This window comes from Flavihumibacter sp., assembly GCF_036676075.1.
Taxonomy (GTDB): Bacteria; Bacteroidota; Bacteroidia; order Chitinophagales; family Chitinophagaceae; genus Flavihumibacter.
Genome location: NZ_JAKFDQ010000016.1, coordinates 1 through 23430 on the forward strand (window position 1 = coordinate 1; position 23430 = coordinate 23430).

Here is a 23430-nt window from a genome sequence, read left to right on the forward strand (position 1 = left end):
CAGTGTACAGTTCCAATATACAGCCACCAATGCCAACAACAGCAGTGCCAGCGGCATCAACAGCCTGGTGGCCAATATCACCCAACTGATCGCAAACTCGGTATCGCCCAGTGAGGTGATCAAGAGCGGGGTGAGCAGCCTGGGCAGCAGCCTCTCCTCACAGACGGCCCTGGCCAACCTGCTGAATACAGCCAACACTGCCAGCGGCAGCAACCAGGCTCCCAAGGCCTACCTGCATGTGTTGCTGTTCAATGACCAATTTAAATTCGATGCCGTCAACAGCAAGGTGATCCCCGTGCCCTATACCGTCAACAGTTGGGGTACCTTGTCCCGGATAGGTGCAAATGCAGTAAGTGTTAAAAAGAACGGTTATGCCTATGTATATTTTAGCAACGAATCCAATGAGCTGGTATATTTTGATAACTTTAACCTGACCCACGAACGCGGACCCGTGCTGGAGGAAACGCATTATTATCCGTTCGGACTCACCATGGCGGGAATTAGTTCTAGGGCGATGGGGAAACTGGAGAATAGGTATAAGTTTAATGAGGGAACTGAGCTGGCCAATAGAGAGTTTAGTGATGGTAATGGATTAGACTGGTATGTTACGAATTATAGAATGTATGATCCACAGATTGGTAAATTCAATCAGATTGACCCCTTATCTATTTTAGCCTTTGAATATTCCCCATATTCATTTGCAAGTAATAATCCTTTGCTTTTCAATGACCCATTTGGATTAATTTCTACGCCTGAGAATCCAGAGGTTTTAGAGGAGGTAATTGTCACTCCAGCAAACAATCGACAACAACGCTTTACATGGTTTGGTTGGTCGAGTACTATTAATACAAATTTTAGTAGGAGTTTGGATCAGTATAGTCAACGAAGAGAAGCTGGCTTAGCTACGGTTCAGCCAAAGGATCCGAGCTGGTATAAGGCAGATGTGAATGAGTATAACATGGAGAAATGGCACCAGAATAGCATGTCTGCAAGACAATTTGAACGACAATTTTATCTGATTTATTTTTCTGCTTTAGCCTTGCCCTTTCTTGCACCCGAACTTGCGGTGGCGGCCCCAGAATTAATTGCTGCAAAATCAGCTGTTAGCGCTACGGCCCAAGCTGTTATAAATGGGCCTTCTAATATTAATGTTCTTGGAATTGGTGCTGATGCATTATTGCCATTTGGTTCGGCTGCTGTTGTCAATGGGGTTGCAAGCTGGCGTCCATTTTCAGCCAATGTTGCTGATAGGTTTTCATATTTAGGATATAATAAGGGGTTAGGGCAAGCAAGCATTGATTTTGGCACTTCTTTTATTGGAGGTGGTATTGGTGAGCGAATTGGATCAAGTCTGCCTCAAGTTAACGGAAGCTTTCAGAAAAATGTAGTTAAAGTCAGCATGGGCGTACCAGTAGCTTTTGGGCAAGAAATTGGCAATATGATAATTACTCAAAAGATGTCAACACAAAAGCAATGAAAAAAAATCTAAATACGATAGTAGTAATAGCGGTTATTATTGGAGTTGTTGGTTTGATAATCAAGAATATTACTGATTCAAACAGAATTAATGATAAGGGTGTGTATGTTATTGGAAATATTGAAAAGATTGGTCCCGGTTCTGGAGGACAAAGAGTTTATGTCAGTTATAAGTTCAGAGGGGAAATTTATAATATTGATTATTTAAATCCAAATTGGCAAGACAATAAAGCAATTGTTGGAAAGTATTTTTTTAAGATTGATCCTACGAATCCAAAATCTATAGATATAGTGTTTGATAAGTTTGTTCCAGATTCTTTAAACGAATCACCTTCCGAAGGATGGGATTCCATACCTATATATTAGTAGGATGCTTTGATGGGTTTCTGATACGTATTAAAAACCGGTAAAATAATGTGGATATTCCATCAAAGCTAACCACTTTATTCCGGAGCAAATAGACCACTAAAAGTTACTGTCATTTTCATGTTTAAAAAGTTATTCGATTTATTAGTCAAAAATATCTATGGTTTAATGATATTTTAATCAGTTATTCTAATAGGTACGTTAGGTCTTTTTTTTCGTAGTGATTCTATAGCCCACCCCCAAGATCAGCCATCTTATTTCTTCGTTAGATCGTATTACCAGTTTAGGGTATTTTTTGGTTCCACTTGTACGATTACATTTGAATAACGATGATGGACTGAAGCGGAAGCCCCAGGATAAAGATTAAAGAAGCAGATTATGATTGGTTTTAAGTGGTTGGCGAGAATCAGCGTAATGTTTTTTGGTTTTAATTTACAATCGGATTTTCCTGTTATGGAATTAAATAATGTAATAAGGAGCAATAAAGTTGATAGTTTTATTGCTAATAAGTTGGACAGTGTGGGAACTTCATATCGAAATCCAATTTTCCCATATAAAGTAAACTTTAAATCTCGAGGCGATTCAATTACTTTCTGCGGTGTCCCAGTCATTGATTACTGGGCGTTAAAATTAGATAGCTCTTATACATTTTTTTTACTTGTTAAGCAGTCCTCTAGCTTAGTCAGTTTAATATCTCAAATTTATGGTCGACAAGAGAGTGAGATTGAATCCGAAATAAATAGTCAATCGACTTCCCTCACTTCATATGCTTGGGAGACTGACAGTGGGACTATCTTATTAAGGAGTTTTATGAATGTTGAAATGGATAAAAAGCATTATGGATGTTCACTTATAGTAATAGGTAATATGAGTTATATCGATATTGTGATCATGCCGCCACTTAGGGGGTTTTAACACTAAGCTGTTATGATTATCTCGAACTAGTTGTTTTTAGGCGGTGTTTCATTAGGATTTTTCATTGCTATCCATCCTGCCAGTACGGTTATGGCGAGGTTGAACCAGAACTGAAAATTTTTATGCTCAATCCTCGCCATCAAAAGGAAGGTTGCAAAAAGCAACCCTAGTAGTGGATAATCCACCCTGGTTGACCACTTTATTCCGGAGTAAACTGACCACTAATAGTTACAGTCACTTTAGTGTTTAAAATGTTATTTTTTTTGTTGGTCTTCAATAATATCCATCATCATTGTCCGGTTTTATGCATCAAACGTGGTCAGATTGACGCAGAAAAGTAATATTTATTTTGCTCGGAAACCAGTGATCAGTTTGGCACGGAAATTAGTGATCAGGTTGCGCGGAATTTCCAAGTTGGTTCCAGCAAATTGGTTGGAGCAGTAAAATGGGGGCAGTGATTATTATCCTTTTGGACTGACTATGGCGGGGATAAGTTCAAAAGCAATGGGGAAAATGGAGAATAAATACAAGTTCAATAAAGGTTCAGAGTTACAGTCAAAAGAGTTCTCTAATGGTGTAGGCTTAGATTGGTATAGTACTCAGTACAGGATGTATGATCCTCAAATCGGAAGATGGCATGTAATTGATCCCAAGCCTACTATGTCTGAAAGTCCGTATTCTGCGATGGGAAGTAATCCGATTTCATTTAATGATCCTTTGGGTGATACTATTCGTGTGGATAATTCCATTACTGGAAATAAACTTTTAAATTCTTCATTTAATGCTTTTGCAAGAACAAAAGAGGGGAGAAAGTATTTATCTAAATATGCATCTAAAAATCAAACTATAGGCGGCCAGACTTTTAAAAAAGATGGCAAATACAGCAAAAAGGGAATTGACTTGAATTATAACGCCAAGTCTTTCGATAAAGACAAAGGCGGTGAAACCACCAAGTCTATTGATGCAGGTGGCAGGGGACAGATTACTATTTCTGTAAATTCAAATTTTTACGAGAAAACAACGGATGGCTTAGTCAATGAAGCAGTAAGTAAAATTGGTACTTTATTCCATGAGTCATTTATTCATGGAAGCTTACATACAGCCGACTTTTTAGACAACAAAAAGTTTGATTACAGCAACATTAATTCGGATGTGAAAAATGCAGTTGGTGACTCGCGACATTATCATCATTATAAGGTATTAAAGGACTATGTTAATAAAGGGTATAATAGCGGCAATTTGTGGCCACTTAATGCATTTAACGGGATGAAAGAAATAAATGACAAACTCAAAGTATTTCCATCAGACCAAGCATTGTTAATTGATATGTGGAATTATGATGGTAATATTGAATTGGATGAAAATGGCAATAAAAAAAATAGTAATGAAGCAGTCAATTATTGCATTTATTTTATTTTGTTCCTGTAATACGAGCGAAAAAGTTTATGCACCTAATTTTGAACAGATTGACTTTACCTATGACAGTGGGTGGAAGGTGGCGTACTCAATGAAAATTTACAAGGACGGTTCAGTTTACATTGGAGACGGCAGATGGAATAAAAAATATTTTTCGGCAACATTGCCTATAGAGAGAGTGAAATCTATGGATAGTCTTTTTACGAAAATTCCTTTTAGCCAGTACGACTCTAATTATAAAGAGGAAATTGAAGATCAATCATCATATAAGGTTATTATAATAAAACCAGATAATGATACTGTATCGGTTTTTGTATACGGGAAAAATGCTCCTTTGTTATTGGAAAACTTTTTTCACGAATTAAAGAATATACGGGAAACACTACAATTAGAGGCAAAGGATACAACTATTTCTTTTTTAAGTTTGCGAAACTTTTATCTACCCCCAATAAAATAGTGAATGTGCCCAACATATGTTGACAGTTGTTTAATATTTCTCAGTTGCCTCCAGAGCCGGGATTTTTGTTCTAAATACATCATTTAGTGTTTTATTTGTAAAGTTGAAGAGGTGTAAATTTCCCCAAAGTTTGGTTCCCTTTGACGATTACTTTTGAATAACGATGATGGACAATCTAATTATTTATCAGGTAACTTTATCCCAACCAACCTATACTGCTTTTACGATGCGAGCCTTTGACCGGTTAAAAAATAGGAGTTATGGCAGGTAAAGCTGGGGACAATAATGGAGTTGGTAAAGCAGTACTTGTTTTTATGTATAGGAGCATTGGTTTTGCTGGAAATGGGCAACCGAAGGTCTAAAAGGGAATTTGCAAGAGTGCCGCGAAAAAGTAAAAAAGCTGGTTACAATGTCTGTCTATTACCACACTAATATATTATACAATTTATAAGGCGTATCAATATTTATTCTTCAAATTATATTCTTGGAATAAGATTTTTAGCAATAAATCTGAGAACCCTATATTAAATGCATTCCTTGCAGTTAGTTTATTGTGTTATATCAACCTTGTAAGTTTTTCATTGTTAATAGAAGCGTTATTCGGGATTTCCATTTTGAATTTTGAAAATTATCATGGCTGGTATTGGATTGGAATTATCTTGGGTGTTATGCTAGTAAATTACTTTTTATTAATCTTTAATGGTAAGCATAATAAAATCATTCAATATTCTAATAATAATAAATCTATAAAAAAAGATTATGCAGTAATTAGTTATATCATATGCACTACAGTTCTTATTCTCGCAATCTTTGCTTTTTAGATGGTGTGAATCCCAAAGATGAAGATTAATATAGGATGTCCTCTTACTTCTTACATTTCATAGCTCCATTTGATCCAAGTAGCTTGCAAGCTTTGTAAGCTTCCCCAAAGTTCGGTCGGCAAAGTTTGAACAGACAACAAATTTGAGGTCCTGTTTTTATTAATTTAAAGATGAGTGAAAGACCACTATGACCGTTCGTGCGTATTGGTTCGACAATCCTTCGAGGGTCCTTCGAGCATCCTTCGAGTAGGGTTCGGAAAGCCTTAGAACCTGATGGTATGCGGGGATATTTTTATCAGAATACTAATTTAGTTTCCATGGCCCATGATAGAACAAGAATACATTCATAAGGCAGGGGTTTCCAAATCAAACTGGACAAACAGGCATATGGTATACACAAACGCCATATTTGATGCACGAAGGTTATTCAATTACTTACTGAACGCAATTCCCAATTCTTACATCTTACTTCTTACCTACAAATCTTACCTCTTACCTCTTAGATCTTACATGTCATAGTTCCACTTGATCCACGTGGCTCCCCAGGTAAACCCTCCCCCAAAAGCAGCAAGCACCAAATTATCTCCCTTCTTTAATTCCTTCTCCCATTCCCATAAACACAATGGAATGGTTCCCGCAGTGGTATTTCCATAGCGCTGGATATTCACCATCACTTTTTCTTTGGGAAGGTTCATCCTTTCTGCCGTTGCATCAATGATACGCAGATTGGCCTGGTGGGGTACCAGCCAAGCAATATCATCTCCCGTCAGGTTATTCCTTTCCAGTAACTCCGCACTTACATCTGCCATTCCCTTTACCGCAAACTTGAAAACGGTCTTGCCTTCCTGGTAGGCAAAATGTTCTTTATTGGTAACGGTCTCTATTGTTGCCGGACGCGCAGAGCCTCCCGCCTTCATATTTAAATAATGCCTTCCACTGCCATCTGTCCGCAAAATACTATCCAGCACTCCGCTTCCATCAGTTGCCGGCTCCAGCAACACAGCCCCGGCACCATCACCAAAAATCACACAGGTGTTCCGGTCCGAATAATCTATAATGGCACTCATCTTATCGGCTCCCACTACAACCACTTTTTTATATCGCCCGCTCTCAATATAGGCAGCGCCGGAAGTGAGTGCAAAAAGAAATCCCGAGCAGGCCGCACTCAAATCATATCCCCATGCATTTACCGCCCCGATCTTATCACATACTATATTCGCAGTTGCCGGAAAAACCATATCGGGTGTAACGGTTGCCACTATCAAACAGTCTATCTCAACAGGATCGATCCCCCTTTTTTTACAGAGCTCTAAAACCGCTGGAACAGCCATGTCAGAAGTGGCTTTGCCTTCCCCTTTCAGTATTCGCCTTTCAGAGATACCGGTACGGGTGCGGATCCATTCATCATTGGTGTCAACCATCTTTTCAAGATCAAAGTTGGTAAGCTTGTCTTCTGGAACATATCCGCCAACTGCAGTGATGGCGGCAGTGATTTTATTAGTCATGCGTTTAATTTCGAAAGCGCAGCGAAATTACGGCTAATAGTTTATTTTGCAGCCATGATCGCTTATCTGAGGGGGAAATTCACACTTATAACCCCAACAACTGTACATATTGATGTGCAGGGTGTGGGATATGAAGTTTTTATTACATTAAATACATTTGCGGCTATAGAGGCACTTGAATCCGGACAATTGTTTACGTATCTTCATATCAGGGAAGATGCGCATATTGTTTACGGTTTTCACACAGTGGCAGAAAAAGAGATGTTTCTCCAATTGCTGGGTGTAAATGGTGTAGGAGCAGCAACAGCCAGGATGATGTTGTCTTCCATGCAACCCGAAGAGATCATTCGCGCCATCACCCAGGGCAATGCCCGGCAACTTGAATCGGTGAAAGGTATAGGGCGAAAAACCGCGGAAAGGATAGTGCTTGAATTGCGTGATAAGGTAACCCGGCAATCGCTTGAAGCAAATATTTCAAATGCAGCAGGCAATACTGCCGAACAGGATGCGTTAATTGCCTTGGTAGCATTGGGGATCGCGAGACCCGCAGCAGAAATGGCATTGAAAAAAGCGATCAACTCCGGATCTGGTTCTGATAAAGTAGAAGAAATAATTAAATCAGCACTTAAAAACCTCTAAGCCTATAGCTGCACGTTTACCTAACTAATTACCTGGGAAAAAAGACTGTGGGCAATTTATTTCATCAACTTTTCAGGTTGGCATTCCTTATCCTGCTGGCTGCTGGTGGTGTTGTGCTGCCATCTGAGGCTGTTGCCTGGCAACAACCCGATACCGCCCGCAAAGCAATTGCCGATACTTCCAAAAAACCTTTGGCCGATTCCGCCATCCTTCCCCTGCGTGATACCATCCGCGGGGTCGATACCCTAAAATATCCTCTACGCGACAGAAGAAGCGAAGACCTCTCTTCTCCCAACAGAAACCCTTTTGACCTTAAGGATCCCTCCAATATTAAACGCAGCGTTGAATATGATCCGGTAACGCGGCAGTATTATTTTGTTGAAAAGATCGGCGATAAATATTACCGCTCACCTACCTATATGAGCTTCGAGGAATACCTCCGCTTCCGCGCCCGCGAACAGGAAGAGGAATATTTCCGCGACCGTGCCGATGTGCTGAGCCAGCTTAACCGTAAACGCATCAAGCCAAAACTTACCGCCCACGAAACTTTCTTCAACAGGATCTTCGGTACCGGTAAAGTGGATATCCGTCCCCAGGGTAATGTGGATATTATCGCCGGTTACCAGGGACAGAATATCAAAAACCCAACGCTTCCCGAACGCGCCCGCCGCAACGGGGGATTTGATTTTGATATGAATGCCAATCTTAGTGTGTTGGGTAACGTTGGTAGCAAACTTAAACTGCCCATCACCTATAATACCCTCGCCAACTTCGACTTCGAAAACCAGCTTAAACTAGATTATACCGGCGATGCCGACGAAATCATCAAACGTATTGAAGCAGGTAATATCTCCTTCTCCACCAAGGGATCTTTGATTCCCGGCGCTCAATCGCTGTTCGGTATCAAAACCCAGTTGCAGTTTGGTAAACTTTTCATCACCACGGCACTGGCTAACCAGCGGGCTCAACGCCAGTCGATGGGACTGCTGGGCGGCGCTGCCACCACCAACTTTGAATTCCGCGCAAACGACTATGAAGAGAACAGGCACTTCCTGCTTTCACAGTTCTTCCGCAAAAATTATAATAAGGCCATGGGTAGCCTTCCCGCGGTGAATTCACTGGTGAACATTCTTCGTATAGAGGTGTGGGTTACCAACCGCACCGGCGTTACCACCGAAACCCGTGATATCGTTGCGCTGGCCGATCTTGGTGAAAGAAATCCTTATAACTTCCCCGACCCCGGCGGTGTTGACAGTCTGCCTTCCAACACGGTGAATGGCCTCTACCGCACCATCACCAGCGACCCCACCAGCAGGTTCTCGGCTCAGATAACCAATAAGCTTCAAAGTCTTGGTTTAAGACCCGTGCAGGATTTTGAAAAGACCTTTGCCCGCAAGCTGGGTCCCAATGATTATTACTATAACCCACAGGTAGGTTTCATCTCCCTCAACCAGCCCCTGCAGCCCGATGAAGTGCTCGGCGTTGCTTTTCAATACAACTATAATGGAAGGATCCTCCAGGTGGGTGAATTTTCTCAGGATGTTCCGCCTGATACTACCGCCATCATCGCCGGTAACCCCAAGGTGCTCTTCCTGAAATTACTGAAGGCCACTTCGCAGCGTACCACATTGCCGATCTGGGACCTGATGATGAAAAACGTTTATGCCCTGCGTACCCGCGAAGGTGGCTATATCTCCAGTGTGCAGCCCACCGATTTCAAGCTGAACGTCTTGTATGAAGAACCGAGCCTGGGTACCAAACGCTATATCCCCGAGGGTCCAAAAACAGGTATCCCGCTTATCACCATCCTCAACCTCGACCGGCTTAATAATAACCGCGACCCACAACCCGATGGGGTATTCGATTATATTGAAGGCTATACCATGATCTCCAACCAGGCCAGGGTGATCTTTCCCCTGCTGGAGCCTTTCGGCCGCGACCTCGACAGTATCGCCTTCCAGGGCGTAACGCAGGACATCCGCGACAAATATGTTTTCACCCCGCTCTATGATACCATTAAGGAAATTGCCAAGACCTTCGCCAACCTCGACCGCTTTATCATCAGCGGTACAGCCAAAGGACAGGCAAGTTCAGATATATCACTCGGGGCTTTCAATGTGCCGCAGGGTTCGGTGCAGGTGTCGGCAGGCGGAAGAATGCTGGTGGAGGGGATTGATTTCCTTGTAGATTATAACCTTGGCTCCGTCAAGATCATCAACCAGGCCATCCTCAATTCTGGCATCCCGGTGAATGTGCAATATGAGAACAGTGCCACTTTTGGAATACAACAGCGAAACTACCTCGGTCTCCGATGGGATTATATGGCTAAAAATACCGCCAAGGAATCATTGACCTTTGGCGGACAGATGGTGCGATTGGGAGAGAGGCCCTATTTCACCAAGATGAACTATAATGAGGATCCCATACGCAACACCATGTATGGACTCGATTTCAGTTATCGTTCCGATTTCCCCAAACTTACCCGACTACTTGATAAACTGCCGTTCTATTCCACCAAGGAAATGAGTAGTATCATGGCCTATGGTGAAGGCGCTATCCTGAAACCGGGGCACCCGCCACAGATCGGAAAGGGAGATGAGGGACTTATATACATTGATGACTTTGAGGGAACAAGAAATAGTATCGACCTGCGTTTTCCGTTGATCAGTTGGTCGCTGGCTTCCACGCCCCAGGGCAATGGACTCTTCCCCGAAGGCTCCTATAATGATTCACTTCCTTATGGATACAATCGCGCCAAGCTGGCCTGGTATAATATTGAACCCAACCTGCAGGACCGTCGCGCGCCCAATAACCCGGTTGCCGGCTACCAGGATTATAAAGACCCTCGTATACAGGCTATCCTCCAGCAGAAACTATTTCCTGCCAAAACACCCGACTACGGACTTGCGCAGCTGATCACTTTTGATATGGCCTATTACCCAACAGAGAGAGGTCCATATAATTTTGATGCCCGGGCAGGAAGTGTTGCGGCCAATGGCAAACTCCTCAACCCCAGCCAGCGCTGGGGTGGTATCATGCGCGGCCTCGACCAGGTTGACTTTGAAACGGGCAACGTGGAATTCATTGAGTTCTGGATGCAGGATCCCTTCCTGGTGCAGCCCAATAGTACCGGCGGACAGCTTTATTTCAACCTCGGAAATATTTCGGAAGATGTTCTCCGCGATGGCCGTCGCTTCTTTGAAAATGGACTTCCAACGCCCAATATACAGGCTGCGGTAGATTCATCATCGCGATGGGGTAATGTTCCCAATAACCCGATACAGGTTACTACTGCTTTCAGTAATGATCCCGCCGACCGTCCCTTCCAGGATGTTGGTTTTGATGGATTGAATGATGATTCTGAAAGAAGAAAATTCAGCGCATACCTGTCGCAGTTAGCAGCAGTTGCAGGCACGGGTTCACCGGCTTACCAATCTGCACTTACCGATCCTTCGAGTGATAACTTCCGCAACTACCGCGATGCAGAATATGACCGCACCCGCGCGGATATCCTCACCCGTTATAAGAACATTAATAATCCACACGGTAACTCGCCCATTGCCGATAATAATTCGACCACTACAACAGCCTTCACGCTATACCCCGACCAGGAAGACCTTAACCGCGATAACACCCTCAACGAACTGGAAGAATACTTCCAGTATAAGGTTGACCTCACGCCTGAAAGAATGACCATAGGGCAGAATTATATCACTGATATGAGAGCCTTCGATATTGATGGCGTCAATCATAAATGGTTTCTTTTTCGCATACCCGTAGCCGAGTATGAGCAGAAAGTGGGCAATATCCCCGACTTTAAGTCGATCCGTTTCCTTCGTATGTTCATGACCGGATTCCAGGATTCTGTTATCACACGTTTTGCCAAGCTGGAACTGGTTCGTAACCAATGGCGTCGCTTCTCCTTTGAGCTCGATACTACCGGTATCTACAAGCCTTTGGCAACAAGCAATCCAACTTCGTTTAATGTGTTGGCGGTGAATGTGGAAGAGAACAGCGGACGTGCGCCGGTGAATTACCTGATACCTCCCGGCATTGAAAGGGTTCAGCAGCTCAGTAATAACAACGTAAATATTTTGCAGAACGAGCAGGCCATGAGTATGCAGATCTGCAACCTGGCAGGTGGTGATGGAAGAGGCGTATTCAAAACCCTTAACCTCGACCTTCGCCAGTATGGTGAACTGAAAATGTTTGCACATACCGAAAGCGTTGAAGGTTACCCCGAGATCCGCGATGGCGATCTCTCTGCCGTTATCAGGATCGGAAATGATTTTGTAGGCAACTATTATGAAGTGCGCATACCCCTGAAGGTTACTCCATTTGGAAGGTATACCGATCAGCAGAATGATATCGTGTGGCCCCTCGATAATGAATTGAGATTATCACTGCAGCGGCTGATTGATCTGAAAATAAGACGTAACAATGTTTCGCAGCCAAACCTTTACTATAAGGAAACCGATGATGATGGAAAGAGTTATGCCATCTTCGGAAACCCCAACCTCGGCGAGGTAAGAGGTATGTTTGTGGGTGTTGTGAACAATACTACCGGTGATGCCTGTACGGAAGTTTGGTTCAATGAACTCCGCCTCTCTTCTATTGATGAAAAAGGCGGCTGGGCTGCCACTGGAAGGGTGGATGTTAAACTCGCCGATCTTGGTACACTTTCTCTTTCAGGTGCTGCAAGAAGTATCGGTTTCGGAAACCTCGAGATGCGGGCCAATGAAAGGGCAAGGGAAAACTTCACACAGTTTGATGTTGCCACCAACCTCGAGCTGGGTAAACTCCTTCCCGCCAAAGCAGGTATTTCTATTCCGGTGTATGCAGGCTATTCACAAACCATTCTTACTCCGGAATATGATCCCTATGATCTCGATGTAAAACTTAAGGCAAAACTGGATGCGGCAACTTCAGCCGAACGTGATTCTATCCGCGCTGAGTCAGTTGATATTACCACCACCAAAACGGTGAACTTCACCAACGTCCGTAAGATTAATACCAGTGGTAAAAAGCAAAAGATCTACAGCATCGAAAATTTTGATGTCAGCTACTCTTATACAAAGATGGAGCGCAATAACCCGCTCATCGAATCAGAAGAGCTCACAAGGCATAGGGGAGGACTCGGTTATAATTTCGTAGCCACGCCAAAGTATTGGGAGCCTTTCAAGAAAAGCATGAAGGCCACCACCAAATGGCTCGACCTGGTAAAGGATTTCAACCTTAACTATGCGCCATCCCTGTTGAGTTTCCGTGCCGATGTAAACCGGCAGTTCGGCGCCATCAGGCCCCGGAACGTGGGTGGTCCCAAAGGCATCATCCCCGAAACCTATGACAAGTACTTTACGTTCGACCGTTATTATAATCTACGCTGGGATCTCACCAGGTCGCTCAATATTGATTTTACAGCAGTGAACCGGGCAAGGGTAGACGAAGATTCGGGTCGCCTCGACCAGGCCGAGAAAAGAAGGATGTGGCGTTTGTTCTGGCAGGGGGGAAGGAATGTGATGTATGACCAGAGCGCTAATATTACTTATACACTTCCAACCACCAAGCTGCCACTGGTAGACTGGACAACCATCCGTCTCGGATATGTAGCGCGATATAACTGGCTGGCATCATCGCTCGATCCATTTGCCAAGAGCCTAGGAAATTTTGTTGGTAATGCACAGGAAAAAAATGTGACGGGAGAGTTTGACTTTACCCGGCTCTATGCCAAGAGCAGGTTCTTAAGGGCGCTCGATTGGGATGCACCACCACCGCCTCCAAAAGCGCCGGAACAACCCAAGGCACCCGGTGATACTACATCAACCGGCAAAAAGGAAAGGGCGAAACGTGATCCAAACCAATTACCGCAACTGAATGGCTTTGTGAAAGTGATCGGAAGAATTATCACCTCTGTTAAAAGAGTAAGCGTGCAATATGGTGAAGTGGGAACTACGTCTATTGCCGGTTATACCGACAGCACAAAAATACTGGGAATGAATCCGGGTTCCAATGCGCCGGGATGGGGATTTGTTTTCGGCAAGCAACCCGATACTTCCTTTATCAATGATTTTGCCCGCAGGGGATTGATCACCCGCAACCCCTTGCTGAATAACCTTAACCGGCAGGATTTCAACCAGCGACTCAGCATCACTGCCCAGTTGATCCCATTGCGTGATCTCACCATTGATATCAGTCTAGATAAAACTTTCGGAAAGAATTACTCCGAGCTCTATAAGGATACCGTGGGCAATGGAAACTTCGTTCGCCTGAGTCCATATGTTTCGGGAACATTCAGCGTTTCCTTTATTTCTTTCCAGACCCTGTTTGGAAAGTTTGAGCCCAACGAGATCACCAATACCTTCAGGACCTTCCAGGAAAACAGGATCATTCTCTCCAAGCGCAATGCCGAAAGAAACCCTTACTGGAAAGACCTTCCGGATAACGAGAAGTTTTTGTCCGACGGCTATTATACCGGCTATAGCAGGTATGCCCAGGATGTGCTGATCCCGGCATTCATTGCTGCCTATACCAAAAAGGATCCGCTGGATGTTGCATTGATTGACCAGGAGAATGGTGACATCCGCTCCAACCCATTCAGGAAGATCATCCCGAAACCAAACTGGCGATTGACTTATACCGGACTCACCAAAATTCCGGCTCTCGAGAAGCGATTCTCCAGTGTCACCATCACTCATGCCTATAGCAGCACCCTGGGGATGAACAGCTTCAACAACAACCTGCTTTTCCAGGATCCCCTGAGTTATAATATGCCTGGCTTTATAGATACGGCCACCGGAAACTTCTTCCCGTACTTCCTGGTTCCGAATATCTCCATCCAGGAGGCTTTTGCTCCATTTATAGATATCGACCTTCAGTTCACCAACCAGCTGACCGCCCGTTTTGAATACAAGAAGAGCCGGCAGTTGAGTCTTAGCCTGGTCGATTTCCAGTTGAGTGAGGCAAGGTCGGAGGAATTCACGATCGGGGTGGGATGGCGTAAGCGCGGACTTAACCTGCCCTTCAAAGTGAAGCTACCGGGAATGAAAGAGTCCTCGAAGGAGTTGTCCAATGACCTTAACCTCCGCCTTGACCTGAGTTTACGCGATGATGCAACAGCCAATAGCAGGCTCGACCAGGAGGCTGCCCTGCCCACGGCGGGACAAAAAGTAATAACAATTTCTCCCTCAATAGATTATGTGCTGAATAATAGGATCAATCTTCGGCTCTTCTTTGACCAGCGACGTACTGAACCCAAGGTTTCGACCTCCGCGCCAATTACCACCACCCGTGCCGGTTTGCAGATTCGGGTTTCCCTTGCTCAGTAGTATGAGCCAATTAGTATTAATGGTTTGATAGTGAAATAGGCCTTGATGCCTTCTCGGTGCCTTCTCGGTTAAACCTAAGTGCCTTTTATGTCGGAGGATGGCCGGAGGATCCGCGGATGATGTTGGGTTGATGATCTCTACCCATCTGACGCATGTCAGGACAGGCGTCAGATGAGTTTATTTCTTAACTTGCTTTAAATGAGACGATTACTTTAGAAATTCAGCCGATAAATTCTAGAATTGTTGCTTTTTCAGGGCACCTGTCTGACGTTTGTCCTGACACATGTCAGACGGGTAAAAGGCTCATTTGATTCTAATAATTGGCTCAAAGCATGAAATAATGGGCTCATTTGTTGGGTGATTGGCTCATCGTTTTCCGACCACTTGCGGCTCGCCGGGAGCACTGGTTCGCTTGAAGAGCATTACATATCCACAGAGATCCTTTTTGGTTTTGTGGACCTGCACCGGCTTGATCATATGGAACTCGGAAGTGCCGGGAACATAAGTGAAGTTGATTATATTTCCATCTACATCTCCCCAGAGGTTCTTCCTGTAGATGACTTGTTTCTCAGTGTAATCATACATCCTCACCTCGTAGAGGCGGGCACCCGGATCACCAATAAAAACAAAACTGTACCATTCCTTAGAATTCAGTGGAACGATAATAGGCATCTCAAATGCACTTTCCATCTGCATCGATGCTTCCCTTAAAAGACTGAAACCATGCGACTTATAATATTCTTTGAGACTATCGATCTGGTGGGTGTAGTTATTGGTGGCACAAGAACGCTGCCGGATAATATTATCCTCTTTCTGTGCAAGTGCCGGCGCAGCAAACAGACTTGTTGCAAGTGCCAGCACTAAAAAAAGGATATGGGATGATTTCATAACAATTTTATAGTCACAAGAATTGTTCCAGTAACTGTATTCTAAACGCAAAAGGAGAAACTTTATGTTTGCCCTTATACTATTAAAGCTGATTTAGTTATTTTTTAAAAGTGAGGTATGAATTTGCCTGGGCAGTTGCCATGATCACCAGATCATTAATACATACATGGGGTGGGAGACTGGCGCAATACCATGCCGTGTCAGCAATATCTTCCGCCCTTAATGGTTCATAGCCAGTATAAACGGCTGCAGCTTTTTCGGCATCGCCCTTAAAGCGGACAATAGAGAATTCTGTGTCGGCAGCACCCGGATGAATGGCGGTAACTTTAATTCCCAGCCTCAGCAGATCAATACGCATAGCTTTGGAAATGGCATCCACCGCGTGCTTGGAAGCGCAGTAAACATTTCCTTTTTCATATACTTCCTTCCCTGCAATGGATCCGATATTAATGATATGGGCATTAGCCGACTGTTTCAGATGCGGCAACACCGCACGGCTAACATAGAGCAATCCCTTCAGGTTGGTATCGATCATGGTTTCCCAGTCATCCATATCAGCCTCATCAAAATAATCGCGGCCAAGTGCCAGTCCCGCATTGTTGATCAGTAAATCAATTTTCGAAAATTCACCCGGGATGCTGTCCACAGCCTGCTTTACTTCATTTTTATTCCGGACATCAAAAACCAACGGAAGGCATTTTACAGAATAGGTTTCCCTGATCTGCTGGCAGAGATAATCCAGTTTTTCCGCTCTTCTTCCCGTTACTATAAGATCATATCCACCTTCTGCAAATTTCTCGGCACAGGCCTTACCAAAGCCGGCAGTAGCGCCGGTTATCATCGCGATTTTTGACATACGCAATATTAAGCAGCATTCATGATTGAACAATAAACCGTTAGAAAAGATCGCTAGCGGATCAACACCATCGTGCCCTTTTTGAAGATTGTTTTGCCGGTAAAATCTGTGCCCTGCACCATCCACACATAAGTGCCGGTTCCCTGAGCATTTCCATTGATATTTCCATCCCAGCCACGGTTGGCTTCGCGGGTGGAGAATACCAGTTGTCCCCAGCGATTATACACCCGGAAATAATCAAACCTTGCTATGCCCACCGGGCGTGGACGAAAGACAGTATTTGAACTGCCACCGGGAGTAAAGGCATTCGGAACAAAAATATCAGGGTTGGTCCGGAACACGGTTATATTAATGGTGTCATAAGCAAAGCAATCTTCCGGCGTGGAGACCCTGAGTACATAGGTCTGGTTCTGCGAAAGGTTTGCTATGGGGTTGGGTATATTGGTGAAGTTGAGTCCGGTTGAAGGTTCCCATACATAAATATCAGCACCGGTGCCCTGTAACTGCAGCGGCTGCCCTAATACTATTGCTGTATCATTACCCGCAAACGCCTGCACCAGCGGCCTTACGCCCACCACCACAGTATCGATTCCGGGTTTGGGGCATCCCTTGTTATCGGTTACCGTCAGCACATAGGATGTTGTAGTTAAAGGGAAGGCTATGGGACTTAATGTTTCAGGTGCTATCAACGTATTTTGGGGGCTCCAGCTAAATGATAATCCATTGATGGTGGCATTCAACTGGATAGAATCTTCATAACAGATGATGATATCTTCTCCAGCAAATGCACCCGGATACGGCACTGTCCGGATATTGATATTTTCAGTTTTAGTACACTTGCCAATACTCGCTGTAACAGCATAGGTAGTTGTAGCAGTGGGTGTTGCAATGGGATTGGAAACAGTGGGATCATTCAGCGATTCTGCCGGCGTCCACTGGTATTTTAATCCATCCCCAAAAGCCTGTAACGGTATTGGATCGGTGAGACAAATAGTTGTGTCGGCGGAAGCAGACAAGGTAACCTCATTCACTACACGGACCCTGATAGAATCGCGGGTGATACAACCATTGTCTTCGAGATCCACATAATAGGTGGTAGATGTTTTCGGGTATACCAATGGGTTAGCAATACTCCGGTTGGAAATATTTGTTGCCGGGCTCCAGGTAAACCTGGGAGCAAGGCTTCCGGGCGAATTGGCCTGCAGTTGCAGGCTGTCGATACTACAGATCAGCGTATCGCGGAAGGGAAGTTCAAGAGCGGGCTTGTCGAGCACATCCACCGTTCCGGTGAATATTTTCTGGCATCCCTTATTGGTTTCAACAGTCAGCCTTACAGTTTTTACTCCCAGTGAATTATAGAGATAGCTCGGGTTCTGTAGCGTGGAAACATCGAGTGGAGTGGTTTCATCACCAAACTCCCATGACCATTTATTCACGGTTCCGTAGCGCGTATTTGATGTGTCGCGGAAATTGAAAGGCGTAAAAAGACAGGCTCCCGTATAAGTAAAGCCGGGGAAGAAACCCGGGTAAACTTTGGCAAGAGTAAATGCAGAATCAAGGCATTGTCCCCCCGGCAGCATCACCATCAATTTAACCCTATAGGTTCCTGTATCGGCATAAAGATGCTGCACATTTCCGAGGGCAGCTGTGGATGTGTCTGTTTTGGTTCCATCACCGAAATCCCATACATGGATGGATCCGGACGGATTTACCTGGCCATTCTGGAAACTGACATTGAAATCATCGCAGAATTTATAATCGGGATTGAGTACGGCTTTCAATGGATTACAATCCGATACTTTAAGGTGAATATCCTTACGATGGACATTAATGAGTTTTCCCCTCCTGTATTCACTAATACAAACGGTTACCACATACTGCCCAACAACGTCGGGGGCAAGACCTGTAATGATTCCGGTAAACCGGTTAATACTTACCGATGATCCAAGTGGACTGGTGCCTGGATAATTAACTTGGTAGGGTAATCCCCGGTAAGGCGGAGGCGCTGCAGGGTTAGGGGCGGGACAAGTATAGCAATCTTCAGCCTGAGTTCTTCCCCCACCATCATAAGCTGAGCATAACTGGTAGGTTAGTGAATCGCCGTCATTGACGTCCCTTGCAGAAAAATCAAATTCAAATCCGGAGCCGGCGCAGATGGCTACAGCATCATTTCCCGTGATCTCTGGACTGCTGTTATGCTCATTGGCAGCAAGTGTGTTGGTACCGGGAATTTCAGCAAGATAAGTTGCACCTGTAGCGGCACTGTTTCCAGAGATATTTTCAATACCTGCGATCCTGCAGCAACGCTGGAAAGAAATTATATATCCATCAGGGTCATCCGGCAGATCGATGGTAGTGCGGTAAAAGCGAAGGTTATAACAGATATCGGTGGGTGGATTGGTGATACATGGATTTGAATTGGGATCATAGCCAATCCTGCTTTCAGATATAAAGGGTGCAATAAATGCTGCCCGGAGTTGCGAGTTATTACTTTTGCGGAAAACAGTGAAAGGAGCCGACTCATCAAACTGTCCCTGACTGTTCTGAAAACAGTCGATAAATAATTTTAGCGTAACCTCATACCGCGAACTGTTAGGAGTGCTACCCACGCCGAGGTATTTATAAGTTAGCTCCCCGCCCCTGATATGGTTGGCACGCGATATGGTAGCCGCGGACAATACGATTATGAGTAGGAGCCAGAATGTTTTCATTAGATGCGATTATGCCCGCCCATATGCAGATCATTCATGAATTTCTGAATGGCAGCAGTGAACTTTTCGGTTTCCTCCAGCATACCCATATGGCCAGAATGCTGAAGTATATAAATATAAGACAATTCAGGAAGATGAACCTGTTGCATGGTATCGGCAAAAGGTACTGCCTGGTCTTCTTTCCCAACGATAAAAAGGACAGGAATAGTTGCCTTTTTCAATATTTCTGTTCTATCGGGTCTTGCTTTCATCGCTTCTAAAAACGCTGCCAGGCTCTCCGGAAGTATATAAGTGTTATCATTTATGATCTTATCTATGGTTTTTACCATTGTTTCACGGTTGGCCGGGGCAAAGAGATTGGCAGTAGCCGTTTGAAGAAAAGCTGCTGACCCATTTTCCCGGATAAAGTTGATGCTCTTGGTTCTTGCTTCCTTTTTGGCCTCAGGATCTGCAAAACCCGTTGAATGAAGCAGTCCAAATCCCCTGAGCCGTTCCGGGTATTTTTCTGCAAAGGCGAGGGTGATATAACCACCCATAGAATGACCCAGCATTACGATAGACTCTATTTTTTCCTTCTCCAGAATTTCCAGTATCTCATCAGCCATTGATTCCATTGTCAAAGAAGATTGCATGGGCGATTGGCCGGTACCCGGAAGATCAGGAATGAGGAGTTGGTAATGATTTTTTAATACCGCTACCTGCTTCTCCCAGATTTGGCTGTCTTCGCCAAAGCCATGTATAAGCATTAGCGGTTGTCCCTCGCCGGTAATTGTATAATGCATCATAGTGCTGGTTTTTTTCTTTTTTTCTTCAGGCTCATTAAGATCAACACAAGTACGCCTGCAACCATGAATTTTGAAATAAGATCACCATTGCGCGAAAAAAAGCTCATCTCCCTCCGCAGGGTCACCACTTCCTTAATGGCAATGGCCTTATCCCAGGGTTGTTGTTGTAATATACGGCCATATGGATCAATAAATGCACTGATTCCTGTATTTGCACTTCTTGCTATCCATCGCCGGTTTTCAATTGCCCGAAGTCTTGCATAGAGTAGGTGTTGCTTATGTCCGGATGTATTTCCCCACCAGCCATCATTGGTGATGATGCCAATTATATTGGCACCATTACGCATGAACCCAGTCATGAAATCACCATAGATACTTTCATAACAAATGGCAGGTGCAATGGCATATCCATTACCGGCATGGCGGAGCACGGTTCTTTCTTCCTGTCTTGCATAGCCACCTGTTGTTCCACCAAATTGTTCAAGCAATGGACCAAGGAAATTCAGGAAGGGGGGAAGCAGTTCAACTCCAGGTACCAGTTTTGATTTATGGTAGCGGGATAGAATACCGGATGAGTCGAGCAGCATGGCGCTATTGTAGGAATCATACCATAGCTCGGTATCGCGGATAGGTCTTGAATATTTTGATTGCTCTCCGCTTCGATAAATCTTATACCCTTCCAATCCGCTTAATAAAACAAGCTTTGGATTATTTCCCAGGAATTCCCATAGTGGTCTCAGTAAATAATTGTTTCGGATACTATCTTCTTCAATTCCATTGGGTAGGTTGATAGCTGTTTCCGGCCAAACAAGCAAGCGGGTATTGCTGTCAATTTGTGAAGCGGAAAGCTGAATGAGTGTGGCCAGTTGTTCATCCTGGGTGCCTACCGTAAATTTTTTATAGGGATCGATATTCGGTTGAACCACTACAACATTATGGAGGGGATCATTATTTTTACGTGCATCATCAGCTAGCCTTGCATCCTTTTTTTGACTGAATGTGCTTACCAGCACCGAAATCAAGATGGGTACGCCGATACCCGACAGCAGGGTAATAGAAAATGCACGGCGATTATTTATTTGTAAACTACCGGTTCTGTATAGCTGCTTGAACAACAAAACATTCATCAGCAATATCCAGAGTGAGCCGCCGCTGGTTCCGGTGAATTCATACCATTGGATCCAGGAGGGTTGTGCAGCAAATGCATTACCCAGTGTGAGCCAGGGCCAGCTAAGATCCCAGCTAAGATGTACGTATTCAAAGGTCATCCAGGAGGCTATAAAAGCCCAGTGGCTGTAGCGGCTACCAAATCTTTTAACTGCCCAGTAAAATGCCAGCCATGGAATACTCATGAGTACCGTATTCACAATAATGGCAGCTATAGAACCCGGACCGGTAGAATTCCAGATCCACCAGGTGGTGAGTGCATTCCAGGTCATCATTGATAATGCACACCAACCAACAAAAGCCCATTTTCGTGGCTGTTGATCAGCCAGCATGAAGAGGGGTATGAACGCAATGAAAATTAAAAAAGTAGTTGGAAGGGGAGGCCATGCTGCAGCCAGTAATATTCCGGATGCCAATGATAAAATGAGGGGATGTATTTTTTTCAAGATCAATTAAAATGAATTGGAGAAATGTACGGAAAGGTTCTCAAAAATAACCCATCTGTTCATTTCTCCAAATCTCTCTCCATCTCTCCATCCCTCCATCCCTCCATCTCTCCAAATCATTTCCTGCTATAGTTAGGCGCCTCCTTCGTAATATCTACATCATGCGCATGGCTTTCTTTCATTCCCGCATTGGTGATCTTGGTAAATTTCGCCTCAGCTTTCAGTGTTTCAATATCTTTCGCCCCGCAATAGCCCATTCCAGCCCTGAGTCCACCAACAAACTGCGCTACTACCTCACGGAGATTGCCCTTGAAAGCAACCCTTCCCTCAATACCTTCCGGTACCAGCTTTTTGATATCATCTTCCACATCCTGGAAATAACGGTCGCTGGATCCCTGCGACATGGCACCTATCGATCCCATTCCACGGTATTCCTTGAACTTACGGCCTTCGTAAATAATGGTATCACCTGGACTCTCTTCCACGCCTGCGAAAACGCTTCCCATCATCACGCAATCGGCCCCCGCGGCAAGTGCTTTTACCATATCACCGGTATAACGTATACCACCATCCGCAATTATGGGAATACCCAATGGCTTGAGTGCACTGTAGGCTTCCATGATAGCCGTGAGCTGGGGAACGCCCGCTCCCGCCACGATACGTGTTGTACAGATAGAACCTGGTCCAATCCCGATCTTTACACAATCAGCACCTGCTTCTACCAACGCTCTTGCACCATCAGCGGTACCCACGTTTCCTGCTATAACCTGGAGACCCTTAAAATTCTTTTTTACATTCTTCACGGCTTCCATCACGCCCTTTGAATGACCATGCGCACTGTCGAGCGTAACGATATCTACACCTACATGTTGAAGTGCAGCAACACGGTCGAGCATGTCTTTGGTTATACCAATTGCAGCGCCGGCAAGTAACCTGCCGAATTCATCTTTATTGGCATTCGGAAAACTGGTGAGCTGAAGAATATCACGATAGGTGATGAGTCCGGCGAGCGTACCATCCTTTCGTACCACCGGAAGTTTTTCGATCTTATATTGCTGCAGAATTTTCTCTGCCTTCTTCATGGTAGTACCTTCGGGGGCGGTGATCAGCTTTTCGCTGGTCATCACTTCACTGACCTTCTTCGATTTGGTATTCTCAAAACGGAGATCCCTGTTGGTGAGAATACCAACCAGCTTATTGTTCTTATCTACAATGGGTATACCACCGATCTTATTCTCTTTCATGAGGCGGAGGGCATCGCCAATAGTTGATTCAGCCAATAATGTAACGGGGTCAAGGATCATTCCGCTCTCACTTCGCTTAACCTTTCTAACCTGCTCCGCCTGCCTTTCAATGCTCATGTTTTTATGCAACATTCCAATACCGCCTTCGCGGGCCAGGGCAATTGCCAGGTTGGCCTCGGTAACAGTATCCATTGCTGCACTTAACATCGGGATGTTAAGACTAATGCTTTTTGTAAGTCGGCTTTGGATATTTACTTCACGGGGTAACACCTGCGAAAATGCAGGAACCAGTAACACATCATCGAAGGTGAGGCCTTCTCCAAAAAATTTATGGGATAAATCTATCTTACGGGTGGTGCTCTTTCTTGTTGCCATGTGCAAAGATATGGCAGCAGGTAAATTAGTGCCAAATT

13 protein-coding genes and 1 pseudogene are annotated in these 23430 nt (G+C 44.5%); 7 read left to right on the forward strand and 7 right to left on the reverse strand.

Annotated elements, in window-relative coordinates:
• From V6M43_RS14755 to V6M43_RS14775, 5 genes and pseudogenes are all read left to right on the forward strand, one after another.
• A partial coding sequence (locus V6M43_RS14755; protein ID WP_332736544.1) for an RHS repeat domain-containing protein occupies positions 1-1477 on the forward strand: 1477 nt, incomplete at its 5' end.
• Positions 1474-1842: a hypothetical protein gene (locus V6M43_RS14760; protein ID WP_332736546.1), complete on the forward strand. Its 369-nt coding sequence runs from the start codon at positions 1474-1476 to the stop codon at positions 1840-1842. The genes V6M43_RS14755 and V6M43_RS14760, both read left to right, overlap by 4 nt.
• A 378-nt stretch (positions 1843-2220) precedes the next feature.
• On the forward strand, positions 2221-2757 hold the full coding sequence (locus V6M43_RS14765; RefSeq protein ID WP_332736548.1) for a hypothetical protein: 537 nt from the start codon (positions 2221-2223) through the stop codon (positions 2755-2757).
• A 471-nt stretch (positions 2758-3228) separates the two neighbouring features.
• Positions 3229-4185, forward strand: a pseudogene (locus tag V6M43_RS14770) (RHS repeat-associated core domain-containing protein); the annotation flags it as partial.
• A complete protein-coding gene (locus tag V6M43_RS14775; protein WP_039134469.1) occupies positions 4142-4630 on the forward strand; it encodes a DUF6438 domain-containing protein in 489 nt (162 codons plus the stop codon). The pseudogene V6M43_RS14770 and the gene V6M43_RS14775, both read left to right, overlap by 44 nt.
• 1327 nt (positions 4631-5957) lie before the next feature.
• Here V6M43_RS14775 and V6M43_RS14780 read toward each other — a convergent pair.
• Positions 5958-6956, reverse strand: a complete 999-nt coding sequence (locus tag V6M43_RS14780; protein ID WP_332736552.1) for a beta-ketoacyl-ACP synthase III — start codon at positions 6954-6956, stop codon at positions 5958-5960.
• A gap of 54 nt (positions 6957-7010) precedes the next feature.
• Here V6M43_RS14780 and ruvA point away from each other — a divergent pair, with 54 nt between their 5' ends.
• Both ruvA and sov read left to right on the forward strand, forming a co-directional pair.
• Positions 7011-7595 (forward strand): Holliday junction branch migration protein RuvA, encoded by a 585-nt coding sequence (gene ruvA, locus V6M43_RS14785; protein ID WP_039134461.1) that lies wholly within the window; start codon positions 7011-7013, stop codon positions 7593-7595.
• Between the two features lie 77 nt (positions 7596-7672).
• The gene (gene sov / locus V6M43_RS14790) at positions 7673-14920 is read left to right on the forward strand and encodes a T9SS outer membrane translocon Sov/SprA (protein WP_332736554.1); all 7248 of its coding nucleotides are present in this window, start codon (positions 7673-7675) and stop codon (positions 14918-14920) included.
• Between the two features lie 366 nt (positions 14921-15286).
• On the opposite strand, the gene V6M43_RS14795 is transcribed toward sov, so the two are convergent.
• From V6M43_RS14795 to guaB, 6 genes are all read right to left on the reverse strand, one after another.
• On the reverse strand, positions 15287-15808 hold the full coding sequence (locus V6M43_RS14795) for a hypothetical protein (RefSeq protein ID WP_332736556.1): 522 nt from the start codon (positions 15806-15808) through the stop codon (positions 15287-15289).
• Positions 15809-15905: 97 nt separating this feature from the next.
• On the reverse strand, positions 15906-16664 hold the full coding sequence (locus tag V6M43_RS14800; RefSeq protein WP_332736558.1) for an SDR family NAD(P)-dependent oxidoreductase: 759 nt from the start codon (positions 16662-16664) through the stop codon (positions 15906-15908).
• A 53-nt stretch (positions 16665-16717) separates the two neighbouring features.
• Positions 16718-19375 (reverse strand): PKD domain-containing protein, encoded by a 2658-nt coding sequence (locus tag V6M43_RS14805; protein ID WP_332736560.1) that lies wholly within the window; start codon positions 19373-19375, stop codon positions 16718-16720.
• Positions 19375-20160 (reverse strand): alpha/beta fold hydrolase, encoded by a 786-nt coding sequence (locus tag V6M43_RS14810; RefSeq protein WP_332736562.1) that lies wholly within the window; start codon positions 20158-20160, stop codon positions 19375-19377. The genes V6M43_RS14805 and V6M43_RS14810 overlap by 1 nt, the downstream gene beginning before the upstream one ends.
• Complete coding sequence (lnt, locus tag V6M43_RS14815) at positions 20157-21773, reverse strand: apolipoprotein N-acyltransferase (RefSeq protein WP_332736564.1); 1617 nt, start codon at positions 21771-21773, stop codon at positions 20157-20159. Before lnt ends, V6M43_RS14810 begins: the two co-directional genes overlap by 4 nt.
• A 116-nt stretch (positions 21774-21889) precedes the next feature.
• Positions 21890-23392, reverse strand: coding sequence for an IMP dehydrogenase (gene guaB, locus V6M43_RS14820; protein ID WP_332736566.1), 1503 nt, complete (start codon positions 23390-23392; stop codon positions 21890-21892).
• Positions 23393-23430: the final 38 nt, after the last annotated feature.